General features: G+C 75.3%; 28 protein-coding genes and 1 riboswitch. Of the genes, 3 read left to right on the plus strand and 25 right to left on the minus strand.

Annotated features, from left to right (window positions below; all coding sequences use genetic code 11):
* Positions 1 to 71: 71 nt before the first annotated feature.
* The 3 genes from GA0070609_RS17505 to GA0070609_RS17515 are packed head-to-tail and all read right to left on the minus strand — an operon-like array spanning position 72 to position 3,066.
* Positions 72 to 1,916 carry an ABC transporter ATP-binding protein gene (locus GA0070609_RS17505; RefSeq protein ID WP_088994765.1) on the minus strand — a complete coding sequence of 615 codons (1,845 nt, stop codon included), beginning with the start codon at positions 1,914 to 1,916 and terminating at the stop codon, positions 72 to 74.
* Entirely contained in the window at positions 1,913 to 2,452 is a 540-nt protein-coding gene (locus tag GA0070609_RS17510) for a TlpA family protein disulfide reductase (RefSeq protein WP_088994766.1), read from the minus strand. The genes GA0070609_RS17505 and GA0070609_RS17510 overlap by 4 nt, the downstream gene beginning before the upstream one ends.
* A gap of 41 nt (positions 2,453 to 2,493) precedes the next feature.
* Positions 2,494 to 3,066: a MauE/DoxX family redox-associated membrane protein gene (locus GA0070609_RS17515; RefSeq protein ID WP_088994767.1), complete on the minus strand. Its 573-nt coding sequence runs from the start codon at positions 3,064 to 3,066 to the stop codon at positions 2,494 to 2,496.
* 158 nt (positions 3,067 to 3,224) lie between these two features.
* Between GA0070609_RS17515 and GA0070609_RS17520 the strand changes: the two genes are divergently transcribed.
* The gene (locus GA0070609_RS17520; protein ID WP_088994768.1) at positions 3,225 to 3,440 is read left to right on the plus strand and encodes a hypothetical protein; all 216 of its coding nucleotides are present in this window, start codon (positions 3,225 to 3,227) and stop codon (positions 3,438 to 3,440) included.
* 34 nt (positions 3,441 to 3,474) lie between these two features.
* Here the strand turns inward: GA0070609_RS17520 and GA0070609_RS17525 are convergent, their stop codons facing one another.
* The 18 genes from GA0070609_RS17525 to rpe form a co-directional block, all read right to left on the minus strand.
* Positions 3,475 to 3,957 (minus strand): S26 family signal peptidase, encoded by a 483-nt coding sequence (locus GA0070609_RS17525; protein ID WP_231928324.1) that lies wholly within the window; start codon positions 3,955 to 3,957, stop codon positions 3,475 to 3,477.
* Positions 3,958 to 3,961: 4 nt separating this feature from the next.
* Positions 3,962 to 6,508 (minus strand): phenylalanine--tRNA ligase subunit beta, encoded by a 2,547-nt coding sequence (pheT, locus tag GA0070609_RS17530; RefSeq protein WP_088994769.1) that lies wholly within the window; start codon positions 6,506 to 6,508, stop codon positions 3,962 to 3,964.
* A gap of 40 nt (positions 6,509 to 6,548) precedes the next feature.
* Complete coding sequence (pheS, locus tag GA0070609_RS17535; protein ID WP_088994770.1) at positions 6,549 to 7,634, minus strand: phenylalanine--tRNA ligase subunit alpha; 1,086 nt, start codon at positions 7,632 to 7,634, stop codon at positions 6,549 to 6,551.
* Between the two features lie 167 nt (positions 7,635 to 7,801).
* Positions 7,802 to 8,665 carry a TrmH family RNA methyltransferase gene (locus GA0070609_RS17540; RefSeq protein WP_231928325.1) on the minus strand — a complete coding sequence of 288 codons (864 nt, stop codon included), beginning with the start codon at positions 8,663 to 8,665 and terminating at the stop codon, positions 7,802 to 7,804.
* A 54-nt stretch (positions 8,666 to 8,719) separates the two neighbouring features.
* Entirely contained in the window at positions 8,720 to 9,112 is a 393-nt protein-coding gene (gene rplT / locus GA0070609_RS17545; RefSeq protein WP_088994772.1) for a 50S ribosomal protein L20, read from the minus strand.
* 31 nt (positions 9,113 to 9,143) lie between these two features.
* Entirely contained in the window at positions 9,144 to 9,338 is a 195-nt protein-coding gene (gene rpmI / locus GA0070609_RS17550; RefSeq protein ID WP_088994773.1) for a 50S ribosomal protein L35, read from the minus strand.
* 20 nt (positions 9,339 to 9,358) lie between these two features.
* Entirely contained in the window at positions 9,359 to 9,970 is a 612-nt protein-coding gene (gene infC / locus GA0070609_RS17555) for a translation initiation factor IF-3 (protein ID WP_088994774.1), read from the minus strand.
* Between the two features lie 436 nt (positions 9,971 to 10,406).
* A complete protein-coding gene (locus GA0070609_RS17560) occupies positions 10,407 to 10,880 on the minus strand; it encodes a PH domain-containing protein (protein ID WP_172899357.1) in 474 nt (157 codons plus the stop codon).
* A 272-nt stretch (positions 10,881 to 11,152) separates the two neighbouring features.
* Positions 11,153 to 12,085 carry a DMT family transporter gene (locus GA0070609_RS17565; protein ID WP_088997803.1) on the minus strand — a complete coding sequence of 311 codons (933 nt, stop codon included), beginning with the start codon at positions 12,083 to 12,085 and terminating at the stop codon, positions 11,153 to 11,155.
* 245 nt (positions 12,086 to 12,330) lie between these two features.
* The gene (gene hisG / locus GA0070609_RS17570) at positions 12,331 to 13,176 is read right to left on the minus strand and encodes an ATP phosphoribosyltransferase (RefSeq protein WP_088994775.1); all 846 of its coding nucleotides are present in this window, start codon (positions 13,174 to 13,176) and stop codon (positions 12,331 to 12,333) included.
* 46 nt (positions 13,177 to 13,222) lie between these two features.
* Positions 13,223 to 13,486 (minus strand): phosphoribosyl-ATP diphosphatase, encoded by a 264-nt coding sequence (locus GA0070609_RS17575; protein ID WP_088994776.1) that lies wholly within the window; start codon positions 13,484 to 13,486, stop codon positions 13,223 to 13,225.
* 82 nt (positions 13,487 to 13,568) lie between these two features.
* A complete protein-coding gene (gene ribH / locus GA0070609_RS17580; protein WP_088994777.1) occupies positions 13,569 to 14,069 on the minus strand; it encodes a 6,7-dimethyl-8-ribityllumazine synthase in 501 nt (166 codons plus the stop codon).
* A 2-nt stretch (positions 14,070 to 14,071) separates the two neighbouring features.
* Positions 14,072 to 15,340, minus strand: a complete 1,269-nt coding sequence (locus tag GA0070609_RS17585; RefSeq protein ID WP_088994778.1) for a bifunctional 3,4-dihydroxy-2-butanone-4-phosphate synthase/GTP cyclohydrolase II — start codon at positions 15,338 to 15,340, stop codon at positions 14,072 to 14,074.
* Positions 15,337 to 16,035, minus strand: a complete 699-nt coding sequence (gene pnuC, locus GA0070609_RS17590; RefSeq protein ID WP_088994779.1) for a nicotinamide riboside transporter PnuC — start codon at positions 16,033 to 16,035, stop codon at positions 15,337 to 15,339. The genes GA0070609_RS17585 and pnuC overlap by 4 nt, the downstream gene beginning before the upstream one ends.
* The gene (locus tag GA0070609_RS17595; RefSeq protein WP_088994780.1) at positions 16,035 to 16,721 is read right to left on the minus strand and encodes a riboflavin synthase; all 687 of its coding nucleotides are present in this window, start codon (positions 16,719 to 16,721) and stop codon (positions 16,035 to 16,037) included. The genes pnuC and GA0070609_RS17595 overlap by 1 nt, the downstream gene beginning before the upstream one ends.
* 1 nt (position 16,722) lies before the next feature.
* On the minus strand, positions 16,723 to 17,784 hold the full coding sequence (gene ribD / locus GA0070609_RS17600) for a bifunctional diaminohydroxyphosphoribosylaminopyrimidine deaminase/5-amino-6-(5-phosphoribosylamino)uracil reductase RibD (RefSeq protein WP_088994781.1): 1,062 nt from the start codon (positions 17,782 to 17,784) through the stop codon (positions 16,723 to 16,725).
* Positions 17,785 to 17,951: 167 nt separating this feature from the next.
* Positions 17,952 to 18,122, minus strand: a riboswitch (FMN riboswitch).
* Between the two features lie 56 nt (positions 18,123 to 18,178).
* Positions 18,179 to 19,264, minus strand: coding sequence for a GGDEF domain-containing response regulator (locus GA0070609_RS17605; protein ID WP_172899358.1), 1,086 nt, complete (start codon positions 19,262 to 19,264; stop codon positions 18,179 to 18,181).
* A complete protein-coding gene (rpe, locus tag GA0070609_RS17610) occupies positions 19,158 to 19,838 on the minus strand; it encodes a ribulose-phosphate 3-epimerase (protein WP_088994783.1) in 681 nt (226 codons plus the stop codon). The genes GA0070609_RS17605 and rpe overlap by 107 nt, the downstream gene beginning before the upstream one ends.
* 249 nt (positions 19,839 to 20,087) lie before the next feature.
* On the opposite strand from rpe, the gene GA0070609_RS17615 reads away from it, so the two are divergent.
* Both GA0070609_RS17615 and GA0070609_RS17620 read left to right on the plus strand, forming a co-directional pair.
* Positions 20,088 to 20,975, plus strand: a complete 888-nt coding sequence (locus GA0070609_RS17615) for a septum formation family protein (RefSeq protein ID WP_088994784.1) — start codon at positions 20,088 to 20,090, stop codon at positions 20,973 to 20,975.
* Positions 20,976 to 21,187: 212 nt separating this feature from the next.
* Positions 21,188 to 22,078: a septum formation family protein gene (locus tag GA0070609_RS17620; protein ID WP_088994785.1), complete on the plus strand. Its 891-nt coding sequence runs from the start codon at positions 21,188 to 21,190 to the stop codon at positions 22,076 to 22,078.
* An 88-nt stretch (positions 22,079 to 22,166) separates the two neighbouring features.
* On the opposite strand, the gene GA0070609_RS17625 is transcribed toward GA0070609_RS17620, so the two are convergent.
* From GA0070609_RS17625 to def, 4 genes are all read right to left on the minus strand, one after another.
* Positions 22,167 to 23,024, minus strand: coding sequence for a helix-turn-helix domain-containing protein (locus GA0070609_RS17625; protein ID WP_157748234.1), 858 nt, complete (start codon positions 23,022 to 23,024; stop codon positions 22,167 to 22,169).
* Positions 23,025 to 23,148: 124 nt separating this feature from the next.
* On the minus strand, positions 23,149 to 24,660 hold the full coding sequence (locus GA0070609_RS17630; protein WP_088994787.1) for an RsmB/NOP family class I SAM-dependent RNA methyltransferase: 1,512 nt from the start codon (positions 24,658 to 24,660) through the stop codon (positions 23,149 to 23,151).
* Positions 24,657 to 25,583 carry a methionyl-tRNA formyltransferase gene (gene fmt / locus GA0070609_RS17635; protein WP_088994788.1) on the minus strand — a complete coding sequence of 309 codons (927 nt, stop codon included), beginning with the start codon at positions 25,581 to 25,583 and terminating at the stop codon, positions 24,657 to 24,659. Before fmt ends, GA0070609_RS17630 begins: the two co-directional genes overlap by 4 nt.
* Positions 25,584 to 25,590: 7 nt before the next feature.
* Complete coding sequence (gene def, locus GA0070609_RS17640) at positions 25,591 to 26,157, minus strand: peptide deformylase (RefSeq protein ID WP_088994789.1); 567 nt, start codon at positions 26,155 to 26,157, stop codon at positions 25,591 to 25,593.
* Positions 26,158 to 26,182: the final 25 nt, after the last annotated feature.

Genomic DNA, 26,182 nt, shown 5'->3' on the forward strand with positions numbered 1-26,182 from the left:
GAGACGCGCGCGGCCCGACGACGGGCGGACCGCCGGCGGTGTCCCGCGCGGAACCCCGGCGGGCGACCCGCTCAGGCCGGGGTGGCGCTCTGCTCGCGGTAGCCGCGCGCCTGGAGGGTGAACAACCGGGCGTAGCCCCCGCCGGCGGCGAGCAGCTCGTCGTGGCCGCCGTGCTCGGCGATCCGGCCGTCGGCCAGCACCACTATGCTGTCGGCGTCGCGCACCGCGTTCAGCCGGTGCGAGATGAGCAGGCTGGTCCGGCCGGCGCGCAGCCGGCGCAGCCGGGCGTGCAGGTCGTGCTCGGCCTCCGCGTCCAGGCCGGAGCTGGGCTCGTCGAGCACGAGCAGGTCGCGGTCGGCCCGCAGGAAGCCGCGGGCCAGCGCGATCCGCTGCCACTGGCCGCCGGAGAGGACCACGCCGGCCCGCGGGTCGTCCCGGTCCGGCCCGTCGAAGAAGATCCGGGTGAGCAGGGTGTCGTAGCCGCGGGGCAGGGCGGTGAGGGCGTCGTCGATGCCGGCGTGCCGGGCGGCGGCGCGCAGCCGGGCCCGGTCGTCCCGGGCGGCCAGGTCGCCGACCGCGATGTTCTCCCCGGCACTGAGGTCGTACGGCATGAAGTCCTGGAACACCGCGCCCAGCCGCTCCCGCAGCGCCGCCGGGTCGAACTCGCGCAGGTCCACCCCGTCCCAGCTGATCGAGCCGCGCTGCGGGTCGTAGAACCGGCAGAGCAGCTTCACCAGGGTGCTCTTGCCGGCGCCGTTGAGCCCGACCAGCGCGGTGGTCGACCCGGCGGGCAGGACCAGATCCACCCCGCGCAGCACCCACGGGTGCTCCGGCGAGTACCGGAACCACACGTCGCGCAGCTCGATCCCGCGCCGCAGCGGCGGCACCGGGCGGGGCGCGGCCGGCACCGGCAGGTCCGGCTCGGCGCGGATCACCTCGTCGTAGTGGTCGAACAGCAGCAGCGCCTGGTGGATCGCGCCGAGCTGCCCGACCAGGCTGCCCAGCGCACCCTGCACCCCCGGCACGGCGGCCAGGTAGACCGCGACGTCGCCGGGGGTCAGCCCGCCGGCGGCGGCGCGGGTGACCACGTAGACCACGCCGGCCCCGGCCACCCCGGCGCCGAGCAGGCCGAGCAGCGCCTGCGCGCGGACCTCCCGGCGGTCCAGTCGCTGCTCCACCCGGTGCATGCCGCGCAGCTCGTCGAGCATCCGGTCGCCGAAGAACCGGCCGAGGCCGAACAGCCGCACCTCCTTGGCGGCGGGCAGCCCCACCAGCAACTGGGCGAAGAACAGGTCGCGCCGCTGGAAGTGTTCCAGGTGCAGGATCATCGCCGCGCGGGCCCGGTTGAGCCGTAGCTGCATCCAGAGCGTGGGCAGCGCCGCCACCAGCACCAGCAGCCCCACCACCGGGCTGAGCACCAGCAGCACGCCGAGGAAGCCGACGGCCACGATCACGCTCTGCACCCCGGCCAGCGCGCTGCCGGTCAGCTGGACGGGGCCGAGGTGCCCGGTCTGCTGGGCGGCCTGCAACCGGTCCTGGAACGCCGGGTCCTCCAACCGGGCGAGCCCGCCGAGGCGCTGCACGGCCGCGTACAGGTGGGCCCGGACCAGTCGGCTCACCGCCCGGGTCCGCTCGGCCTCCACGTACCGGCGCAGGTGCGGCAGGAGCACGCTGGTGGCGGCCACCACCGCCAGCCCGACCCCGAGCACGGCCAGCGGCACGGCCGGCCCCCGGCCGGTGGTCAGCTTGTCCAGCACCAGCTTGGTCAGCGCCGCGACGAGCACCGGCGCCAGGCCGCCGACCACCGCGAGCAGCAGGTCCGCGAACGTGCCCCCGGGCGCCGCCCGCCAGGTCAGGCCGACGGCCTGCCGGGCGTGCCGGGCGGCGCGCCGGGGCGAGAGCCGGGGACCGGTCACCGCGCCACCGGCAGGTCCAACCGGGCGATGCCGAACGAGTTGGCGGCCACCACGCCGTGCTCGTCGAGCAGACCGAACGCCGGGAAGCCCTTGACCCCGAAGGCGAGCGGCAGCGGGCCGGTGCCCGGCTCGACGAAGACGGTGGCCACGTCGGCGAAGCGGGCCGCGTACGGCTCGGTCTCCGGGCCCTTGCCGACCACCACCACCCAGACGTGCTCCGCCCCGCCCGGCATCTCCCGGGCCCGGTCCAGCAGGTCCGGGATCTGCGCCTCGCACAGGTCGCAGGCCGGCGAGAGGAACGCCACCAGGGTCATCGGCGGCAGGTCGGCGCGGGTGTGGGTGCGCCCGCGCAGGTCGGTGGCGACGAACTCGCCGGGCACCGAGCCGGGCTCCAGCATGGACTCCGGCAGGGTGGACTGCTTGTCGCCGAGCAGCTCGGTGTGCTCGCGCAGCCGGCGGATCACGCCGAGCGTCAGCACCAGGTTCAACAGGCCGAGGACGATGGCGACGACGACGGCGGCGGACAGGTACCACATGGCGCACTCCTAGGTCGACGGACGGCGGGACGCGGGACGGCTCATCCCCGGCGGCGACCGGCGACGGGCGCGGCCGGCGACCGGCGGGACGGGGTGGGGGCGAACAGGGCGGCGAGGTCGTCGAAGCGGATCACCAGGGCGGCGACCGGCACCGCCGCGGCCAGGCCGAGCAGCAGCCCGGCGGGGCGCAGCGGCTCCGGCGGGGCCAGCGCGAGCACCGCCCAGCCGAACCCGGCGACCGCCAGCAGCACCGCGTTGCGCAGCACGTGCCGGGCGCCGAGCGGGGCACCGCCGGCGCCGAAGCAGCGGCACGCGGGACGGCGACCCCGGCGGACGGCCGCGACGATCGCCGCGCTGAGCACGCCGAGCAGGCCGGTCGCCACGGCGTAGCCGGCGCGCACCGTCGCCGGCACCGCGAGCAGCCCGACGACCGCCGCCTCCGCCGCCACGGCGAGGTACGCGGCCGCCGTGGCCCACGCCCGGGGCAGCAGGCCGAACTGGTCGACGGAGCGGGCGAACTCGGCGAACGCCGCCCGGCCGCGCACCTTGCCGACGACCGCCGCCAGGAACACCAGCGCCAGCGTCAGCCGGCCGGCGACCTCGACGTACCGCATCGGCGCCTCCCTGCGCTCGGATCGGGCAGGGCACACGGTAGGGGCCGGTGATACAGCCACGGATACATCCGCGACCGGCGTCGGGCGGCACGATGTATCCCGCTGTAACCGCCCGTCGTACGGTCCGTCGCATCCGACGCGGCGAGGGAGGTGATCAGATGTTTCGTCGGCTGGAAAACCTGGGCGAGCGCATGCTCGGCCTGTTCGTGCCGAAGGTGACCGCGGCTGCGGGCTGCCCGCCGGACCCGTGGTGCGCGCTGTGCGGGATGTGCCACTTCAAGCGGTGCAGCTACACCCCGTCGTGCGGCACGACCTGCGGCTCGTGCGGCTACTACTGCTCCGCGGGCGCCACCACGATGACCTCGCTGTGCTGAGTGGGGTCGGGCGCGCCGCGGGGCCGGACTCCGGTCACGCGGCGCGCCGCTGCCGCGGCAGCCGGGGCCGCACCACCACGCCGAGCAGGTCGGCCGCCGGGATGTACCCGCACTCGCGCGAGTCGTAGCTGTACGGCGGGTTGTCGCCGAGCACCACCAGGCGCCCCGGCGGCACCACCGGGTCGGCGCCCCCGCGCAGCAGCGGCACCCGGTCGATCGGGACCGGGTCGCCGGGCACCGCGTACGCCCGCTTGATCAGCAGCCCCGGGCCGGCGTCGCCGGGCCGGCCGGGATGCCCGGCGGTCATCGCCGCCGGGGCGGCCACCACGACCACGTCGCCGGGGCGGACCCGCTCCACCGGCACCCGCCGGGCCAGCACCCGGTCGCCGGCCCGCAACGTGGGCTCCATGCTGCGCCCCACCACCGACACCAGCAACAGGTGCCGGCGCGCCCACCACAGCCCGGCGGTGGCCGACGCGAGCGCGCCGGCCACCGCGAGCCAGCCGAGCAGCGGCACCGGCTCAGGCGCCGCGCAGGACGGCGCCGAACCGCTCCGCGGCGCGGGCCACCGCCGCGTCCCGGGCGGCCACCGCCTCCTCCACGGTCAGCGTCCGGTCCGGAGCCCGGAAGGTGAGCTTGTACGCCAGCGACTTGCGGCCCGCGCCGAGCTGCTCGGAGGCGTACACGTCGAACAACCGCACCCCCTCCAGCAGCTCGCCGGCGCCCTCGACCAGGGCCCGCTGCACCTGAGCGGCGGGCACCGACTCGTCGACCACCAGCGCCACGTCGATCAGCGCCGGCGGGAAGCCGGAGACCGTCGGCGCGGGCGCCACCGGGGCCGGCGGCAGCGCGTCGAGGTCCAGCTCCATCGCGCTGGTGCGCCGGGGCAGATCCAGCGCCGCCACCACCGCCGGGTGCAGCTCACCGGCGTGCCCGACCACCTCACCGTCGACCAGCAGCTCGGCGCAGCGGCCCGGGTGCCACGGGGCGTACTCGGCGGCCCGCACCTCGATCCGGTGCTCCGGGATGTCGGCGGCGGCGAGCACATCCCGGCCGGCCTGGACCGCGTCCGCCCAGCCGGCCGCCCGCCCGGCGCCCCACCAGCCGGCCGGCTCGACGTCACCGGTGAGCACCACCGCGACGTGCCGGGGCTGGTGCGGCAGCACCGCGTCGGCGGCGGCGAACTCGGCCTCGGTGGGCCGGTGCTCCACCCCCATCGCGGGTGGGCGGCCGGCGCCCGGACGCGGCTGGAAGACCGTGCCGATCTCGTAGAGCGCCAGGTCGCGCTGGCCCCGGCCGAGGTTGCGCTTGACGATGCCGAGCAGCGGCCCGAGCAGTGTGGTGCGCAGCAGCGGCTCCTCCTCCGACAGCGGGTTGGCCAGCCGCACCGCCCGCCGCCGCGGGTCGTCGGCCGGCAGGCCGAGCAGGTCGGGCAGCTCGGGGGCGACGAACGGGTGCGCGAGCACCTCGACGTACCCGCGCTCGGCCAGCGACCGGGAGACCGCCCGGCGGCGCCGCTGCTGCCAGGTCAGCCCGCGGCCGGCGGGCGCCAGCGGCAGCACCGACGGCACCCGGTCGTACCCGTCGAGCCGGACCACCTCCTCGACCAGGTCGGCCGGGTGCAGCAGGTCCGGCCGCCAGCTCGGCGGGGTGACGGTCAGCGCCGCCGGACCGCCGGCCGGTACGCCGACCTCGCCCGGGTCCTCGGCCAGCCGGTCGGTGCCCTGCAGCACGGTGCAGCCGACCTGCTCCAGCAGGGCGACCACCCGCGCCGGCGGGTACGTCACGCCGACCCGCCGGCTGGGCAGGTCGACCGGCAGCACCACCGGGCGGGGCGGCTGGACGTGGTCGATGTCCAGGATCTCCGCGCCGGCGGTCCCGCCACCGAGCTCGGTGAGCAGCCGGACCGCCCGCTCCAGGGCGACCAGCGGCAGCGCCGGGTCGACGCCCCGCTCCCAGCGCTTCGCGGCCTCGCTGAACAGCTTGTGCCGGCGGGCGGTGCGACCGACCATCACCGGGTCCCAGTGGGCGGCCTCGAGGAGCACGTTGGTGGTGCTCGCCACCACCTCGCTGGTCTCGCCGCCCATCACCGCGGCGAGCGAGACGGGACCGGTGTCGTCGCAGATGACCATGTCCTCGGCGGTGAGGACCCGGTTCACGCCGTCCAGCGTGGTCAGCTTCTCGCCCGGCTCGGCGCGGCGCACCACCAGCGGACCGGTGATCCGGTCGGCGTCGAAGGCGTGCATCGGCTGGCCCAGTTCGAGCATCACGTAGTTGGTGATGTCGACGGCCAGCGAGATGGCGCGCACGCCGGCCTGGGTGAGCCGGCGCTGCATCCACTCCGGGCTCTGCGCGGTCGGGTCGACGCCGCGCACCATCCGGGCGGCGAACCGGTCGCAGCCGACCGTGTCGCGCACCTGGACCGGGTACGCCGGCGCCTCGGTGCCGCCGGGCGCGGGCGCCAGACCCGGGTCGCGGAACGGCACGCCGAGCGCGTGCGACAGCTCCCGCGCCAGGCCGCGCACGCTCAGCGCGTACCCCCGGTCCGGGGTGATCTCCACCTCGACCACGACGTCGTCGAGCCCCACCACGGGCCGCGCGTCGTCACCCGGCTTGGCCGGGCTGTCCGGCGGCAGCACCAGGATGCCCGAGTGGTCGTCGCCGAGCCCCAGCTCCCGGGCCGAGCAGATCATGCCGTTGGAGTTGCGGCCGTAGGTCTTGCGGGCGCCGATGGCGAAGCCGCCGGGCAGCACGCCGCCGGGAAGGATCACCACGACCCGGTCGCCAGGGGCGAAGTTGGTCGCCCCGCAGACGATCTCCTGTGGCTCCCCGGTGCCGTTGGCGTCCCCGACGTCGACCCGGCAGAACCGGATCGGCTTCTTGAAGCCGGTCAGCTCCTCAATCTCGCGGACCTCACCGACCACCAGCGGGCCGGTGACGGTCTCCCGCAGGTCCACCACGGACTCGACCTCGATGCCGAGGTCGACCAGGGCCTGCTCCAGGTCGCCGGTGGGCAGGTCGGCGGGGAGGTCGACGTACTCCCGCAGCCAACTGACAGAAACTCGCATGACTCAGACCACCGTCTCCGTAACTCGTACCCGCATCGCCCTACGCCTCGACCCCGTACGCGCGGGTGAACCGCACGTCGCCCTCGGCCAGGTCCCGCATGTCGCTGACCCCGTGCCGGAACATCACCGTCCGGTCGATGCCCATGCCGAACGCGAATCCGGAGTAGACCTCCGGGTCGATGCCGCAGGCGCGCAGCACCCGCGGGTTGACCATGCCGCAGCCGCCCCACTCGACCCACTGCGGCCCGTCCCGGTGCTCCGGGAACCAGACGTCGAACTCGGCCGACGGCTCGGTGAACGGGAAGTAGTGCGGCCGCCAGCGGGTCTTCGCGCCCTCGCCGAACATGGCCCGGGCGAAGTGGTCCAACGTGCCGCGCAGGTGCGCCATCGTGATGCCCTTGTCCACCACCAGGCCCTCCACCTGGTGGAAGACCGGCGCGTGGGTGGCGTCCAGCTCGTCGGTGCGGTAGACCCGGCCGGGCACCACCACGTAGATCGGCGGCTGCCGGGTCAGCATGGTGCGCGCCTGCACCGGCGAGGTGTGCGTACGCAGCACCAGGCCGGAGCCCGCCGCGTCACCGGAGGCGGCGGGTGCGATGTGGAAGGTGTCCATCAGACCGCGGGCCGGGTGGTCGGCCGGGATGTTCAGCGCGTCGAAGTTGGTCCACTCCAACTCGACCTCGGGGCCCTCGGCCAACTCGTAGCCCATCCCGATGAACAGGTCGCTGATCTGCTCCATCAGCGTGCTGATCGGGTGCCGGGCGCCGCGGGGACGCCGGTCGTAGGGCAGCGTGACGTCGACGCGCTCCTCCACCAGCACCCGCTGCGCCTGCTCCCGCTCCAGGATCTCCTGGCGGGCGGCGTACGCAGTCTCGATGGCGCGGCGGGCCTCGTTGACCCGCTTGCCGGCGTCGGCCTTCGCGGCCGGCGGCAACGCGCCGATCTCCCGGCGCGCCAGCGACACCGGGGCCCGGTCACCGAGGTGCGCCGGGCGCAGCGCGGTGAGCGCGTCCGGGTCACCGGCCGCGGCGAACGCCTTCTCGGCGGCGGCCACGGCCTCGGCCAGGACGGCCGGGTCGAGCAGGGCGACCTGCTTCGGGTCGTACGGATCGTTGCGGTAGCTCATGGCGTACGGGCACTCCCTCACGGCGGCGCCAGCCCTCACGGGCCGGCGAAGCGAGTCTACGGACGCGCGGCTGCGCCGCAGCCCGCCGGTGGGAGTTGCGCGGAAAGCAGGTCAGGCCCGCCGCCCGCCGACACCGGCGGGCTGGCTAAACGAACGCCGTGGCGCGTTCATGGGCGGACGCTCTCCCCTGCGGTCTGTGCCTCGGGCGGCCGTCCCGGCCGCCGCTGTGCTCTCGCTGAAGCGTACAGGCAGACGGCCGCGGCCGCAGCCAGGTTGAGGCTCTCCGCGCGCCCGTGCAGCGGCACCCGTACCCGGGCGTCGGCGGCGGCGGTGAGCGCCTCGGGCAGCCCGTGCGCCTCGGAGCCGAAGAGCCAGGCGGTGGGCGCGGCGAGCCGGCCGGCGTCGGCGAGGTCGTCCAGGTCGTCCTCGCCGTAGCCGGTGGTGGCGAGGACGGTGAGCCCGGCGTCGCGCAGCGCCGCGACCACCGCCGACGGGTCGGCCGCGCGGACCACGTCGACGTGGAACAGGCTGCCGGCGGAGGCCCGCACACACTTGCCGTTGTACGGGTCGACGGCGTCGCCGGCGAAGACCACCGCGCCGGCCCCGGCGGCGTCGGCGGTGCGCAGCACGGTGCCGGCGTTACCCGGGTCGCGGATCTCGGCGAGCACGGCGACCAGCCGGGGCGCGGCGGCCAGCGCCCGGTCCAGCGACACGTCGAGGTGTCGGCAGACCGCCACCAGGCCCTGCGGGGCGACGGTCTCGGCGAGCGCGGTGAGCGCGTCCTCGGTCACCGGGGAGACCGGCACGCCGCCGCCGGTGGCCAGGGCGACCAGGTCGGCGTGCCGGTCCAGCGTGGTCGGGGTGCCGAACAGCTCGGTGACCACGCCGGGCCGGGCCAGGGCCTCGCGGACCGCCTGCGGCCCCTCGGCCAGGAACCGGCCGGTGGCCTCGCGGTCCCGGCGGCGGTGCAACCGGCGGGCGGCCACCACCCGGGGCGTACGCGGGGTGAAGAGCATGATGTCCTCAGGCATCGACGAGGCGCCCCCGTCTCGTCGACAGGGGCGCCTCGCTCAGCTGCCGGTGGATCAGGCGGCCTGGGCCGCCGCGCCGCCGGTGCCCTCGGCCGCGACCGCGGCCCGGGCGACCTCGACGATCCCCGCGAACGCGGCGGCGTCGTTGACGGCCAGGTCGGCGAGGATCTTGCGGTCGACCTCGACGCCGGCCAGCTTCAGACCCTGGATCAGGCGGTTGTAGGTCATCCCGTTGGCCCGGGCGCCCGCGTTGATCCGCTGGATCCACAGCTGCCGGAAGTCGCCCTTGCGGTCGCGACGGTCCCGGTAGGCGTACTGCATCGAGTGCAGCACCTGCTCCTTGGCCTTGCGGTACAGGCGGGAGCGCTGACCGCGGTAGCCGCTCGCGGTCTCCAGCAGGGTACGGCGCTTCTTCTGGGCGTTCACAGCCCGCTTGACGCGTGCCATCTCAACTCCTTCTTACGTCAGGTGGCGCGCGTCAGCGGCCGAGCAGCTTCTTGATGCGCTTCACGTCGGCCTTGGCCAGCTCGACGGTGCCGGTCAGCCGGCGGGTCCGGGTGGAGGGCTTCTTCTCCAGGTTGTGCCGGAGGCCGGCCTGCTGGGCAACGACCTTGCCCTTGCCGGTCAGCCGGACCCGCTTGCCCATCCCCGTGTGGCTCTTCATCTTCGGCATGTGGAACGTCTTCTCCCCTGTTACTCGCCGGTGGTCCCGGCGGGCCCGGCCTCGGCCGGCGGCGCCGCCTCGGGGGCGCCGGATTCCCGCTCGCCCCGCGGAAGCGCGCTACCGCGGGCCGCCGTCGCGGCGGCCTTGGTGGCGCGGTGCGGTGCGAGCACCATGATCATGTTTCGGCCGTCCTGCTTCGGCGCGGCCTCGACGTACCCCAGCTCCGAGATCTCCGACTCGAGCCGACGCAGGAGCCGGTAGCCCAGCTCCGGGCGGCTCTGCTCGCGACCGCGGAACATGATCGTCACCTTGACCTTGTCGCCGGCCTTGAGGAACCGCACCACGTGACCCTTCTTGGTCTCGTAGTCGTGCGGGTCGATCTTCGGCCGGAGCTTCATCTCCTTGATGACGGTCTGCTGCTGGTTACGCCGCGCTTCGCGCGCCTTCAGTGCGCTCTCGTACTTGAACTTGCCGAAGTCCATGAGCTTGCACACCGGCGGGCGCGCCATCGGCGCAACCTCGACCAGGTCCAGGTCGACGTCCGCGGCCAGCTGAAGGGCGCGCTCCAGCGGGACGATGCCCACCTGCTCACCCTCAGGGCCGACCAGTCGGACCTCACGTGCCCGGATCTGCTCGTTCACGCGTGGTTCGACGCTGATGGGGCCTCCTCGAGTCGAGAATCTGCTGCTGCCGACCCCGCGGCTCCCGGGTGGGAACCGACCCGGAAAGCAGAAGGCCCCGGCGCATGCCAGGGCCTGCTCGACCGGTCGGCACGATCACATGATCGCGCATCCGGAACCGGGACGTGCCCGGAACCGGTGACCGGACCCGGCCACCGTCGCGGCGACTCGGGTGGGAGCAGGCGCTCCACTTTCATGGCCACCCGCGCACACGCGGACAGCCTGGTCGACTCGACAACACTACACCCTGCGCCGACCCGCCCCCAAACCGGACGCCCCACCCCTCCCGGGAGGCGGTCCGCTCGTTCGGAGAACGAGTCGCCATCCGGGGCGGAACAGGCGCTCTTTCAGCGAACGAGCGCGGATCTCGGGGGCGAGGTCCGGGCTGCCGGGCGGGTCAGGAGCCGGCGGTGCGCTCGGCGAGGCGGGCCTGGTGCGCCTGGTGCAGCCGGCGCAGGGCGCGCACCCCCTCGACGGCCAGTTCCTTGTCCGCGGCCTGCAGGGCCACCATCGGGACCAGGTCGTCGTCGTGCAGCTCCAGGCTGGCCCAGGGGGCGCCCCGGTCGAACCGGACGCCCCGGACGACCTCCCACGGCAGGTCGTACGAGCCGAGGACGTTGCGCACCCGCACCCCGCGCGCGTCGGCCTCCACCCGGGGCCGGGTGAAGAGCAGGAAGCCGAGCGCGCCGAACACGCCGAGACCGATCATGGCGACCTGGTCGCCCCGCTGGAACGTGCCGTAGCCGTCGCCGGTCGGGCCGCTCAGCGAGGTGGCCACCAGGCTGAAGACGATCAGCAGCAGGGCCGCCGACGTCCAGCAGACCAGCCGGATGCGGCGGGGCCGGAGACGGATCAGCTCAGTGTCGCTCACCCCACCAGTCTGCCACCCGCCCCGGGCGGGTGCTCCGCCGCCGCACGCGGCGCGGATCGCCGACCCCCGGTCACCCCGCGAGCGCGGCTCGCCGCCCCAGCCCGGGGCCAGGTCGCGGCACCGCCGCGCTGGCCATGGCCGCTCAGCCCACGCGGCGACCCTGGCCGGTCAGCCCACGCGGCGACCGTGGCCGCTCAGCCCACGCGGCGACCGTGGCCGGTCAGCCCACGCGGCGGCCCTGGCCGCTCAGCCCGCGCGGCGGCCCTGGCCGCTCAGCCCACGGGGCGGCCGTGGTGCCGGGCGGACCGGCGGGGTGCGCGGCCGGCCACCACGACCGCGAGCAGGGTCAGCGCCGCGCCGGCCAGCACCGCCGGCCGGGCACCGGGACCGCCCGGCAGCAGGGCGTCCAGCAGCAGCGCCCCGCCGAGCTGCCCGGCGACCAGGGCCAACCCGGTACGCAGCACCCCCGCCGCCCGGACCCCGACCACCAGCCCGGCGACGATGGCCACCCCGAGCAGCCCACCGGTGTAGAGGTACCAGGCGGTGGGCCAGCCGGAGTCCGGCCCGGCGAGAGCGCCGGCGAGGGCGGCGACCAGCAGCACGGCCGGGGTGGCGACCGCGAAGTTGACCGCCACGCCGGCGGCGGCCGAGCTGGCGGCGGAGATCCGGCCGTTGAGCGCGGTCTGCAGCGCCACGGCCACCCCGCCGGCGACGGCGAGCAGGACCAGGCCGACGGCCAGTTCGCCGACCGGCTGGCCGAGCTGGGCCAGCGCCACCGCCGCCACGCCGATGAGCCCGCCGGCGATCCGGGGACCGGTGAGCGCGAGCCGGCCGACCGGGGCCAGCCCGGCCCGGTCCACCGCCAGCCCGCCGAGGCTCCCCCCGGCGACCTGCGCGATGGTGAACACCGCGACCCCGAGCGCCGGCACCAGGTACGCGCCGAGCACCACGATCGCCGCCCCGCCGAGCCCACCCAGGTAGGACCACCAGGGCAGCCGCTGGCGCCGCAGCGCGGCCAGCCCGGTCCGCATGGACGGCAGGACGGCCAGCCCGAGGACGACCAGCAGGGTGCCGCCGAGGTTGTTGACCACCGCGGCCAGCGTGGCGTGCCCGACCCGGGTGCCCAACTCCCCGTTGGCCGCCCCCTGCGCCGCCGAGGCGACCCCGGCCAGGGTGACCAGGGCGAGCGCCAGCCACGGCGGCATCGGTCGGCGCACCGCCCCCGGGGGTGCCGGCCGCGGCGTACCGCGTTGCGGGGGAACGGCCGCGCCCGCGGCCCGGTCGGACGAGACCGGCCCTGACGATCCGGCGGCCACCGGCGGCCCGGACCCGGCCGGCGCGGACGACCCGTCGGCCGGCGCGCCGGACGGGGCCGGCGCCGACGGCGTGGCGGCCGTCGGCTCGCCGGCGGGGTGGGCGGGACGGTTACCGGGCGGCGGGGCCGGCCGGGTCACAGCCGGCAGGCGTGGATGTTGGTGACCAGGATGGCGCGGGCGCCGAGCTCGTACAGCTCGTCCATGATCCGGTGCACGTCGTCGCGGAGCACCATCGCCTGCACCGCGACCCAGCCCTCCCGGTGCAGCGGGGAGACGGTCGGCGACTCGATGCCCGGGGTCAGCGAGCTGGCCCGGTCGAGCAGCCCGGCCGGCACGTCGTACGCCAGCATCACGTAGCGGCGGGCGACCAGCACCCCGTGCAGCCGGCGCAGCAGCTGCTCGGCCTGCGGGTGGGCGGCGGCGCCGGCGCGGCGGACCAGCACCGCCGAGGAGCGCAGCAGCGGCTCACCGAAGACCACCAGCCCGGCCTGGCGCAGCGTGGCGCCGGTCTCCACCACATCGGCCACCACGTCGGCGACGCCGAGCCGGACGGCGTTCTCCACCGCACCGTCCAGGCGGATCACGTCCGCCTTGACGCCCAGGTCGCCGAGGTGCCGCTCGACCAGACCGGGGTACGCGGTGGCGATCCGATGCCCACCCAACTCCTGCACCGAGTCGATGTCGTCGGGGCGGGCGGCGAACCGGAAGGTGGCCCGGCCGAAGGCCAGGTCGACCACCTCCTCGGCCGGTGCCCCGGAGTCGATCAGCAGGTCCCGGCCGGTGATGCCGAGGTCGAGGTCACCGGAGCCGACGTAGGTGGCGATGTCCTTCGGGCGCAGGTAGAAGAATTCGAGATCGTTGGGCTCGTCCCGGCAGACCAGGTCCTTCGGGTCGGTGCGCTGGCGGTAGCCCGCCTCGCGCAGCATCTGGGCGGCCGGCTCGGCCAGGGTGCCCTTGTTGGGTACGGCGACACGCAGCATGACGGAGTGCTCCTAGCAGTCGATTCGGATCAACGACGGGGCGCACTCACAGATGTCGGTAGACGTCCTTGAGGTCGAGACCGGTGGCGAGCATCAGCACCTGGGTCTGGTAGAGCAGCTGGGAGATCTCCTCGGCGGCCCGCTCCCGGCCCTCGTGCTCGGCGGCCATCCACGACTCGGCCGCCTCCTCGACGACCTTCTTGCCGATGAAGTGCACCCCCCGCTCGAGCGCGGCGACCGTGCCCGAGCCCGGGGTGCCGGCGGCGGCCTTGGCCTGCAGCTCGGCGAACAACTCCTCGAACGTCTTCACGCCGCGATTCTTCCAGCCGCCCCACCAGGGCACGTGCGCCGGGTCAGCCTCCGCTCACCGAACGGGACCGTCCGGGGCCGGGTCAGCCGCCGAAGCCGACCCGGTGCCCGGTGCCGGCGACCAGGCCGCGGATGGCCAGCGCCGCGTCGAGCGCGGCGACGGTGGCCGCCCAGCCCTTGTCCTCGGCCGAGCCGGGCAGCCCGGCCCGGTCCCGGGCCTGCTCGATGGTGTCCACGGTGAGCACCCCGTGCGCGACCGGCTTCCCCTCGTCCAGCGCCACCCGGGTCAGCCCGTCGGTGACCGAGCGGCAGACGTAGTCGAAGTGCGCGGTGGCGCCGCGTACCACCACGCCGAGCGCGACCACCACGTCGCACCGGCGGGCGAGGGCCTGGGCCACCACCGGCAGCTCCACCGAGCCGGCCACCCGGGCCACCACGGCCCGCGCCCCGCACGCCTCGGCGGCGGCCACCGCCCGGTCGAGCATGTGGTCGGTCAGCTCGCCGTGCCACCGCGCGGCGACCACGCCCACGGTCATCCCGGCCGCGTCCACCACGCCCACCCCGGGCTCGCCGAATCCCGCCATCGCTACGCTCCGATCTCGTCGCCCGAGGCCAGCCGGCTCGCCGGCGCCTCGGTCACCTCGTCCAACTCGTCGAGCAGGTGCCCCATCCGGTCCCGCTTGGTCCGCAGGTAGCGCACGTTCTCCGGGTGCGGCCGGATGGGCAGGCCCTCGCGCCCGGTGATGGTCAGCCCGTAGCCCTCCAGCCCGGCGCGCTTGGCCGGGTTGTTGGTGAGTAGCCGCATCGACCGCACGCCCAGGTCGTAGAGGATCTGCGCGCCGGTGCCGTAGTCCCGGGCGTCGGCGGGCAGGCCGAGGTCGAGGTTGGCGTCGACGGTGTCCCGCCCCAGGTCCTGCAGCTGGTACGCCTGCAGCTTGTGCAGCAGGCCGATGCCCCGCCCCTCGTGCCCGCGCACGTAGAGCACCACGCCCCGGCCCTCCGCGGCCACCCGGGCCAGCGCGGCGTTCAACTGCGGACCGCAGTCACAGCGCAGCGAGCCGAACACGTCCCCGGTGAGGCACTCGGAGTGCACCCGCACCAGCACGTCCTGCCCGTCGCCGAGGTCGCCGTAGACCATCGCGACGTGCTCGGCCGGGTCGTGTTCGCTGCGGTAGCCGAGCGCCCGGAACACCCCGTGCTCGGTGGGCATCCGGGCCTCGGCGACCAGCTCCACCTGCTTCTCGGTGCGTCGCCGGTAGGCGATCAGGTCGGCGATGGTGATCAGGGTCAGCGAGTGCTCGGCGCAGAACTTCTCCAGGTCCGGCACGCGCATCATGGTGCCGTCGTCGTTGACCAGCTCGCAGAGCACGCCGGCCGGGCGCAGGCCGGCCAGCCGGGTCAGGTCGACCGCGGCCTCGGTGTGCCCGGGCCGGCGCAGCACGCCGCCCTCGCGGGCGCGCAGCGGCACCACGTGCCCCGGTCGGGCCAGGTCGGTCGGGCCGGTGCCGGCATCGGCGAGCAGCCGGATGGTGTGCGCCCGGTCGGCCGCCGAGATGCCGGTGCTCACCCCCTCCCGGGCGTCCACGGTCACCGTGTAGGCGGTGCCGCGCCGGTCCTGGTTGGTGTGGTGCATCGGCGGTAGGTCCAGCCGGTCGCACTCGCTCTCGGTCAGCGGCACGCAGATGTAGCCGGAGGTGTACCGGACCATGAACGCGACCAGCTCGGTGGTGGCCAGTTCGGCGGCGAAGATCAGGTCGCCCTCGTTCTCCCGGTCGGCGTCGTCGACCACGACGACGGGCCGCCCGGCGGCGATGTCCGCCACCGCCTGCTCGATGCTGGCGAAGGTGGTGGTCATGCGACGGCCTCCGAGTAGTTCGACGGGATCGGGGCGGCGGCCGGCCGGAGCGCCCGCGAGGTGCGCCACCAGCTGACCAGGCCCCAGGCGCAGAACGCGCCGTAGACGAGATACATGGCCGCCGACGGGTAGAAGCCGCCGCGCAGCAGCAGCGGCACGCCGACCGCGTCGACGGCGATCCAGATCAGCCAGAAGTCCACCCAGCCACGGGCCATGCCGTAGGTGGCGAGCAGGCTGCCGGTGAGGATCCAGGCGTCCGGCAGCGGCCCCCAGGAGCCGAGCGCGGCGAGCACCGGGTAGGCGGCGGCGGTGCCGAGCACGGCGGCGGCCAGCAGGCCGGCCCGTTCCCGGGCGGTGGCCCAGCGCGGGGCGACCGCTGTGCGGTCGGGCGCGGCGCCCAGCCGGCGGGTTCGCGACCAGCGCCACCAGCCGTACAGGCTGACCGCGAAGAAGAAGACCTGCCGGCCGGCCTGCCCGTACAGGTCGTGTGCCTGCGGGGTGGCGAACGCCCCGCCGAGGAAGACGGTGAACAGCAGCGCGTTGCCGATCATGCCGACCGGCCAGGCCCAGACCAGCCGGCGCAGCCCGAACAGCGCCGAGGCGAGTCCGAAGCCGTTGCCGACGATCTCCCGGACCAGCACCGGCGACCCGGCGATGCTCACCTGCGCGTCCAGCAGCCAGTGCAGCGCGTCCATCAGGCCACCCCGCCCGCCGTCGCGGCGCCGGCGGTCCCGTCCACCGGTGCGGTCCCGGCGGTCCCGGGCCCGCTCGGCAGGCCGGTACCCGGCAGCCGGTCGCCGAGCAGCCGCTCGACGTACTTGGCCAACACGTCCACCTCGAGGTTGACCGGTTCGCCGACGCCCCGGGCGCCGAGCGTGGTCAGCTTCAGCGTGGTCGGGATGAGCCCGACGGCGAACCAGTCCGGGCCGGCGTCGGCGACGGTCAGCGAGACCCCGTCGACGGTGATCGAGCCCTTCTCCACCACGTACCGGGCGAGCGCGGGCGGCAGGGCGAAGCGGACGGTCTCCCACTGCGGCGCCGGTTCCCGGGAGAGCACCTCGCCGACGCCGTCGACGTGGCCCTGCACCAGGTGCCCGCCGAGCCGGCTGCCGAGTGCGGCGGCCCGCTCCAGGTTGACCGGGTCGCCGGGGCGCAGCGCGCCGAGCGCGGAGCGGCGCAGCGTCTCCCCCATCACGTCGGCGGTGAAGATCCCGTCGGAGACGTCGACCACGGTCAGGCAGACGCCGTTGACCGCGATGGAGTCGCCGTGCCGGGCGTCGGAGGTGACCAGCGGGCCGCGGACCGCGACCAGCGCGGAGTCGCCCGCCGTCTCGGTCACCCGGACGACCTCGCCCAACTCCTCGACGATGCCGGTGAACATGTCAGCCCTCCCTCTTTCGGGGCAGCGCGGTGATCCGCAGATCGGGACCGATCTGGGTAACGTCGGTGAGCTCCAGGTCGATGGCCTCGGCGATGGTCGTCACACCGGCGTCGACCAGCGCGGCCGGGCCGGCGCCGAGCAGCCGGGGCGCGACGTAGCCGACGATCTTGTCGACCAGGCCGGCGGCGAGGAACGCCCCGGCCAGTTGAGGGCCGCCCTCCAGCAGCACCGCTCGGATCCCGCGGCTGTGCAACGCGGCGAGCAGCGCGGGCAGGTCGACCCGGCCGTCCGGGCCGGCCCCGACCTCGTCGGCGGTGGCGATCCAAGTCCGGGCGGCGCCGTCGCGGACCCGGGCGTCGGCCGGGGTACGCCCGGCGCTGTCCACCACCACCCGCAGCGGCTGCCGGATGGCCAGGGTGCCGTCGCGCAGGTTGCGGGCGGTGAGCCGGGGGTCGTCGGCGAGCACGGTGCCCACCCCGACCAGCACCGCGTCCACGGTGCCGCGCAGCGCGTGCACGTCCATCCGGGCCGCCTCGGAGGTGATCCACATGCTGGTGCCGTCGGCCGCGGCGGAGCGGCCGTCCAGGGTCGCGGCGTACTTCCAGATCACGTACGGCCAGCCGCGGCGCATCGAGGTGAGCCAGGCCACGTTGCCGGCCTCCGCCTCGGCGGCCCGTACGCCCAGGTCGACCTGGATGCCGGCGGCGCGCAGGGTGGCGGCGCCGCCGGAGGCGACCGGGTTCGGGTCGGGCACCGCGATCACCACCCGGGCCACGCCGGCCTGGATCAGCGCGGTGCTGCAGGGGCCGGTGCGACCGGTGTGGTCGCAGGGTTCCAGGGTGACCACCGCGGTGCCGCCGCGGGCCCGCTCCCCCGCCTGGGCGAGCGCGACGATCTCGGCGTGCGGCCCGCCGGCGTACGCGTGGAAGCCCTCCCCGACGACCGCGCCGGCGGCGTCGAGCAGCACGCAGCCGACCACCGGGTTGGGACTGGTCGTGCCGAGCCCGCGCGCGGCGAGTTCGATCGCGCGACGCATCGCCTCGTCGACGGAGACGCCCGTCATCGCCCCTGCCCTGCCCTCTCACTCGCCGGTCCGCGCGCGGGCGGTTCGGGAGGCATCGGCCGGGTGGCCGCAGGCAGGCGGCGGCGGAGATCCGGGTACGGCGCAGCCGACCCGGGGGGCGGGCACGGCACGCCGAAGTCGGCGGCCGGGCACGGCCCATCCGTCCCGCGCGCTGTCTCCCATCCGGACTGTCTGGGAGCGGGCGTGCCCGCACCCAACCGTCGGCCCCGGATTCTCACCAGGTCCACCGGGCGGCAGAGCCGTCCGGGTCGCGGGCTTACCACGGAAAGCCGTGGATCACCGCCGGTTCGGAATTACACCGAGTCCCGCCAGCGCGTGGTGGGTACCTCCGCAGTCTTACACGCTGGGCGGGGCCTGTCGCCACCGAGGCGAGCTACTTCACATGACGGTGGGGGTCGCTCACCCCACGGCGCCGGTCGACCGCCACGTACGACCCCGGTTGGCTCTTCGCCACCGACTTCATCTCCGAGGCGACCGCGATCGCCTCCAACGGGCTGGTGAAGCGCTTGCCGGCGTCCGAGACGCAGACGCCGATGGAGAGGGTGACCAGGGCGGCCCGCCGGATGTTGCCCCGGCGGTCCTTCAGCTCGACGTAGCCCCGGGCGGCGTCGTCCGGGTCGTAGAGCGCGTCGGCGGCCCGCTCGAAGTCGGTGGAGACCTTCGAGGTCAGCGGCAGGACCTGCTCGGGGGTGCAGACGATGACGAAGTCGTCGCCGCCGACGTGGCCGAGGAAGGCAGGCGGCAGGCCGACCGAGACCACTGCCCGGTGCAGGCAGCGGGCCAGCGCCGAGATGAAGTCGTCGCCGCGGACGAAGCCGTACCGGTCGTTGACGCTCTTGAACCGGTCGATGTCGATGTAGCCGACGGCGTAGTCGGCCCCGCTGCGTACCCGGTCGGCGATCTCCCGGCGGATCCGGCTGTTGCCGGGCAGCCCGGTCAGCGGCGAGACCTCGCGGAACTCCTTGTTGCGCCGCAGCGTGGAGCTGACCCGGGCGACCAGCTCGGCGGTGTCGAACGGTTTGACCAGGTAGTCGTCGGCGCCGGCGCTGAGGCCGTTGACCTTGTCCGAGGTCATCCCCTTGGCGGTCAGCATGATCACCGGCAGGGCCGAGGTCATCGGGTCGGCGCGCAGCCGGCGGGTCAGCTCCAGGCCGTCGACCCGGGGCATCATCAGGTCCACCACCGCCAGGTCGGGCCGCTGCCGCTCGATCACCTCGAGCGCCTCCTGGCCGTCGCTGGCATGCAGCACCTCGAAGCCGTGCAGGCGGAGGTTGAACTCGACGAAGCGCGCGATGTCCTCGTCGTCGTCGACGACGAGGATGACGTCCGGTCGCTCCTCCGCCGGGTCCACGTCAGGCCTCGGGGGCGGCGCGTTCCGCGAGGGCCCGCAGCTGGCGTACCGCCTCGGCGGGGTCGGCCGCGCCGTAGACGGCGGTGCCGGCGACGAAGGCGTCGGCACCGGCGGCGGCGGCCTGCTCGATGGTGTCGGCGGCGATCCCGCCGTCGACCTCGATCCGCAGCTCCAGGTGGCCGGCGGCCACGTGCCGGCGCGCGGCGCGGACCTTGTCCAGCAGCTGCGGGATGAACCGCTGACCGCCGAAGCCCGCCTTGATCGTCATGATCAGCAGGGTGTCGAAGCTCGGCAGCAGGTCCAGGTACGGCTCGATCGGGGTGTCCCGGTCGATGGCCAGCCCGGCCTTGGCGCCGGCCGCGCGCAGGTCCTTGGCCAGCGCCACCGGGTCGTCGCACGCCTCGGCGTGGAAGGTGACGTTGTACGCACCGGCGTCGGCGTAGCCCGGGGCCCACCGCCGCGGATCCTCGATCATCAGGTGCACGTCGAACGGCAGCTCGGTGGCGGCCCGCAGGCTCTGCACCACGGGCAGGCCGATGGTCAGGTTCGGCACGAAGTGGTTGTCCATCACGTCGACGTGCAACCAGTCCGCGGCGTTCTCCACGGCGCGGACCTCTTCGGCGAGGCGGGCGAAATCGGCGGCCAGGATGCTCGGCGCGACGATCGGCGGCGGTACGGTCACGGGGCCAGTGTACGAACGCGGCCATCAGCCGCCCGCAGCGCGGCACCATGCGGGACACCCCGTGACCCGGCGGTGACCAATGGTGCAGAATTGGCCACCCCGGTCCGGGAAACCGGACGAAGAGCCATTCGCGACTGGCCGAACGACGGAAACGCGGCAAGACTCCATCAGGGACGGTGACGCGAGCCGCCCGTCCCCCGGCACGGCGCCGGCGCACGGGCGGCCGTCAGCTCCCGGAAAGGGCGGACGATGCGACGGTGGCTGCTGGCACTGACGCTGGCCGGCACGGCGGTGGCGCTGCTGGCCGGTTGCGTTCGGCCGGGCGGGTCGGACGGCGACCTCACCGACGACTGGCCGGCGCTGCGGCCGCCGCAGACGTTCGTCCCGGCCAGCGGCGCGTGCCTGCCCCGGATCACCGCGATCGTGCAGGCGAGCACCTACGAGACGGTGGACTGCTCGCGCAACCACCTGGCCGAGGCGATCCACGTCGGCACCTTCACCGGATCGGCCGCCGAGGGTGACCGGCCGGAGCCGGGCTCGCCGGCGCTGGGCACCGCCCGCCAGGAGTGTGACGAGCGGGTCCGCGAGGTGCTCGGCGGCGACTGGCACGCCGCCCGGCTGACGCTGAACATCGCGCTGCCCTCCGTCCCCGCCTGGCGCGGCGGCGCCCGCTGGTTCCGCTGCGATCTCAGCGAGACCGACAGCATCGACAACACCCGGCCGGTCAACCGCACCGGGAGCCTGCGCGGCGCGATGATCGGCGACTCCCCGCTGGTGCACCGCTGCTTCGACCCGAAGCTGATCGGCGAGAACCTCAACTACATGGCGCCGGTGCTGTGCACCGAGCCGCACCGGGCCGAGTTCGTCGGGGTCTACGTCGAGCGGGACATGTCCTGGGCGGAGTTCACCCGGAACGCCCCGCAGGCGCACCGGCGCTGCATGGCGCTGATCGCCGCCTTCGCCGACGTGCCCAACAACAGCGACCTGCCGTACCGCGCGGGATCGATCTTCTACCCGCCGTCGCAGCGCGAGTGGGAGGAGGGCGACCGGGGCGTGCGCTGCTTCCTGTGGAGCGACGACCGGAAGCTGACCCGGTCCATGCGGGGCGTCGGCCCGAAGGGCCTACCGGCGATCTGAGCGCACCGGCCACCAGCCTCCGCCGATCAGGCCGCCGCTGCACCGCGCCCGTGGGCCGCCGGCAGCTCCCCGCCCGCCGAGTCCGCCGGCTGCTTCGCGCCCGTCGGCCGAAGGGAGCGCCCGCGACCCGGGCGCGTGGCGTATGCTGCCGCACCGTGGCGCACCGGCCGGTCGGCGAGCCGGTGGCGGACCACGATCGGGGGAGGTCGGCGATGCGACGGTGGTGGACGGCGGTCGCGCTGGGCGCGGTGACGGCCCTGGCGCTGACCGGGTGCGGCGCACCGGCCGGAGTGGACGGAAACCTCACCGACGACTGGCCGGCCCCGGCCGCGCCGCAGGCGTTCGTCCCGGCCGCCGACGCCTGCCACGCCGCCTTCCAGGCGGTCGGCTACCTCAGCGGCTACAACCCGGTGGACTGCGGCGCGTCGCACCGGGTGGAGACGCTGCACGTGGGCACCCTGTCCGGCCCCGACGCCGAGCGCAGCACGCCGCCGAAGGCCGGCTCGGTGGGCATGCGGACGGCCCACGCCGAGTGCGGCAAGGCGGTCAACGAGGCGATCGGCGGCGACTGGCGATCCGGCCGGCTCGGCCTCACCGTGGTGTTCCCGTCGCCACCGGCCTGGACCGGCGGGGCACGCTGGTTCCGCTGCGACGTCAGCGAGATCCAGAGCCTCGACGACACCTCCGTCGACGCCCGCACGGGCAGCCTGCGCGGCGCGCTGCGCGGTGACTCCGCGCTGGCCTACCGGTGCTTCTCCCCCAAGCTGGAGAAGGACCAGATCACGGAGATGCGGCCGGTGTCCTGCACCAGCAAGCACCGCGCCGAGTTCGTCGGCGTCTGGCACGCCCCCGACATCAGCTACGCCGAGTTCCGGCGCACCAGCAAGCGGGCGCACCGGGCCTGCCGCACGCTGATCGCCAAGTACGCGAAGGTGCCGGACGACGGCAACCTGCAGTACCGGGCCGGGACGATCTTCTACCACCCGTTCGAGCGGGACTGGCAGAACGGCAACCGCGGCGTGCAGTGCTTCCTCTGGGTCAGCGACCGCACCCTCACCCGGTCGGTGAAGGGCACCGGCAACAAGGGCCTGCCGATCACCTGACCGGGTGGCCGGCACAAACTGGCACATCCACGAGCGCCGCGAGCCGGGCTACCCCGGGGCACCGGCACCGGCCGCCGCCGTCAGCCGGTCAGCGCGCCCGGGCGTACCGCAGCGACGAGGCGCCGTCGCGGTCGAGGCGGGTCAGCGTGCAGAAGTCGCTGTAGAGGGTGGCCTGGGCGACCGGGTCGGCGGAGACGCCCGCCCAGCGCAGGCCGTGGCCGAACCAGGCCATGCCCACCGCGTTCTGCCCCCGCTGCATCCGCAGCCGCCCGGCGAGCTGGGCGTATCCGGCGGCGAGCCGCAACAGGCTCTGCGGCGGCCGGCCCGCCGCGTGCACCGCCTCCGCCCAACTCGTGACCAGGTGCAGGATGCGTTCGATGGATCCCACGATGTCGGTCGAGACCTGCTCCATGGTGGCCTGCGTGTAGCCCGGCAGCAGCGCGGCCAACCCGTGCACGAGGTCGGTGACCGGTTCGGTGGGCAACTCCGCCGGACCGCGCCGGACCAGCCGCGCGATGGTGGTCAGCACGTCGCCCGGGGCGGGGACCGCGCAACCGACGTCGCCGTGCAGCGGGCAGGCGATGCCGGCGTACGGCAGCCGGGTGGGCCAGACCGGGACGCCCGGCGGGGTCACGCCGTCCGCGGTGAGGACGCCGGGGGCGGCGAACAACGTCGGGTCGCCCGCCGGTGCGGCGGCGTCACGCAGCCCCCGGCCGGCCCCGAGTGCGGCCAGCGCGCCGTTGGTGGCCAGCACGTCGTCGAGCCGGCGGGCCAGCCCGGCCGGCGCCTCGCGCAGCCCGCTCTCCACCCGGCTGATCACGCTGTGGTGGTAGCCCACCCGCTGGCCGAGCTGCGACTGGGTGAGGCCGGCGGCCCGCCGCCACCACCGCAGCTCCCGCCCGAACTCCACCCACGACCGCGCCGCTCCGGCCCCCTCGGCGTCCATCAGCCCCTCCCGTGCCCGTCCCGGACCGCCCCCCCGGTTCTGGTGGTGCAGCACTATAGGAGCGGGAACGGCCCTGGTCAACGCGGTCCGACGCGGTCCGCACCGGACGGTCCACCCGGGACGGTCAACCCCGGCGGAGCACCGCGAGGAACATCGCGTCGGTGCCGTGCCGGTGCGGCCACAGCTGCACCGTCGGCCCGTCGCCGAGCCCGGGCATCCCCGCCGGCAGCAGTGGACGGGCGTCGACGAAGTCGACCGGCACCCCGGCGCGCCGCGCCGACTCGGTGACCGTCACGTGCGTCTCGACGGTGTGCGGCGAGCACGTCACGTACGCGACCACGCCGCCCGGGCGGACCGCGCGCAGCGCCGCGGCGAGCAGCTCACGCTGCAACCGGGTCAGCGGCGGCAGATCGGACGGCTGCCGCCGCCAGCGCGACTCCGGCCGGCGGCGCAGCGCGCCCAGCCCGGTGCACGGCGCGTCGACCAGCACCCGGTCGAAGTGGTCCACCGGCAGCTTCGGGTGGTCGCCGACCGCGCGCCCGTCGGTGTTCAGCACGGTCACCGGCAGATCGCGGGTCGCCTGGGCCACCAGCCGGGCGCGGTGCTCGGCCACCTCGACCGCGGTGAGTCGACCGCCGCGCTCCGCGACCAGCGCGCCGAGCAGCCCGGACTTGCCGCCCGGCCCGGCGCACAGGTCGAGCCAGCGCCCGTCCGGGCCGTCCAGCGGGGCCTCCGCCAGCGCGTTGGCCACCAGCTGGGAGCCCTCGTCCTGCACGTGCGCCCGCCCCTGCGCCAGCGCCGGCAGGTCGCCGGGCGCCCCGCCCGAGAGGTAGACGGCGTACGGCGAGAAGGCGCCCGGGGCGCCGCCGACCTCGTCGGCCAGCTCCACCGGGTCGGCCAGCCCGGGCCGGGCGCACAGGTGCACCGGCGGGCGCTCATTGTCCTCGATCAGCAGCCGGGTGGTCTCGCCCAGGTCACCGCCGAGCGCCTCGGCGAAGGCCCGCACGATCCACTGCGGGTGGCTGTACGCCAGCGCGAGGTGCCCGATCGGGTCGCTCTCCATCGGTGGGGCGAGCTGCCGCACCCAGGCGTCGGCGTCCTTGCCCGCCACCTCGCGCAGCACCGCGTTGGCGAACCCGGTGGCGCCCGGCCCGACCGCGCGGACCAGGTCGACCGTCGAGGAGACCGCCGCGTGCGCGGGCACCCGGGTGTACAGCAGCTGGTACGCGCCGAGCCGCAGCGCGTCGCGTACCGGCGGGTCGATCCGCTGCACGTCGCGCCCGGCGGCGGCGGTGAGGATTGCGTCCAGGGTGCCGAGGTGGCGCAGCGTGCCGTAGGTCAGCTCGGTGGCGAACGCCGCGTCCCGGCCGGTCAGCCCGGCGTCACGCAGGATGGTCGGCAGCACCAGGTTGGCGTACGCGTCGTCGCGGTGCACCGCCGCGACGGCCTCGTACGCCGCGTACCGCGGCAGGTCCACCGCTGACCGCGGCGACCGGCCGCCGCCGCCGCGCGTGGGTCGGTCGGTGCGCCGGCCGGCCGGAGGCCGCGGACCGCGCTCGCCGCCGCCGGCCCGACCCGCGCCGGATCGCTCCTCGCGTCGCCCCTCCGTCGCGGGTCGCTCGGCCGGCCCCGTCACGCCAGCACCTCGCCGGCGGCGACCCGGGCGCCGCGCGCCCAGTCGCTCGCCGGCATGGCCCGCTTGCCCGCCGCGCGCACCTCGCCGAGCGCCACCGGCACGGTGGCCGTGCCGGCGAGCACCCGGGACTTCTCCACCAGCAGCTCGCCGGGCTTCAGCTCGGGTCCGTTGGCCACCGGGGTGACCGGGCCGAGCTTGACCCGCTCACCGCGGAAGGTGGTCCACGGGCCGGGCGCCGGGGTGCAGGCCCGCACCCGGCGGTCCACCGCGAACGCCGGCTCCGACCAGCGCACCCGGGCGTCCTCCACGGTGAGCTTCGGCGCCAGCGACACCCCGTCGGCGGGCTGCGGCTCGGCCCGGGCGGTGCCGTCGTCGATGGCGTCCAGCACCGCCACCAGCAGGCCCGCGCCGGAGTGGGCGAGCCGCTCCAGCAGGTCGCCGGAGGTGTCGGTGGGGCGGATCTCGTCGGTCAGCGTGCCGTAGACCGGGCCGGTGTCCAGCCCCTCCTCCAACTGGAAGACGCTGGCCCCGGTGAGCTCGTCGCCGTGCAGCACGGCGTGCTGAACGGGCGCCGCGCCGCGCCAGGCGGGCAGCAACGAGAAGTGCAGGTTGACCCAGCCGTGCCGGGGGATCTCCAGCGCGGCCGGCGGCACCAGCGCGCCGTAGGCCACCACGGGTACGCAGTCCGGCGCCAGCTCGCGCAGCCGGTCGAGGAACTCCGGCTCGCGCGGCCGGGCCGGAGTGAGCACCGGCACGCCCTGCTCGTCCGCCCACGCGCCGACCGGGGACCGGACCAGGCCCCGGCCCCGGCCGGCGGGCGCGTCCGGCCGGGTGACCACGGCCACCAGTTCGTGGCGGGACGCGGCCACCGCGGCCAGGGCCGGGACGGCGACGGCCGGCGTGCCAGCGAAGATCACCCGCACCGGCCGCTCACCGACCCAGGCCGAAGGGGCTGCTGCTGCCGGCGGCGTGCGGGCTGAGCTTGACCGTCGGCGGCGCGGCCGGGTCGTACCACTCGGCCTGGCGGATCGCCTTCATCGCCTCCTTGCGCCCGGCCTGGTCGAGCCGGTCGACGAAGAGCACCCCGTCGAGGTGGTCGGTCTCGTGCTGCACGCAGCGGGCCATCAGGCCGGTGCCGACGATCTGCAACGGGTCGCCGTAGCCGTTGAACCCCTTGGCGATCACGTTCTGCCGGCGCTTGGTGTCGAAGTAGAGCCCGGGGATGGACAGGCAGCCCTCCGGGCCGTCCTGTTCCTCCTCGTCGGGGAACTCCAGGACCGGGTTGACCAGGTGGCCGAGCACATCGTCCACGTCGAAGGTGAACACCCGCAGCCCCACGCCGAGCTGCGGCGCGGCGAGGCCGGCGCCGTTCTGCTCGCGCATGGTGTCGGTCAGGTCGGCGATGAGCTTGCGCAGCTCGGCGTCGAAGTCGACCACCGGATCGGCCGGCGTGCGCAGCACCGGGTCGCCGAACAGACGGATGGGCTGGACGGTCACGCGGGGTGGCTCCTTCACGGGTGGG

This window comes from Micromonospora echinaurantiaca (assembly GCF_900090235.1).
GTDB classification, from domain to species: domain Bacteria; phylum Actinomycetota; class Actinomycetes; order Mycobacteriales; family Micromonosporaceae; genus Micromonospora; species Micromonospora echinaurantiaca.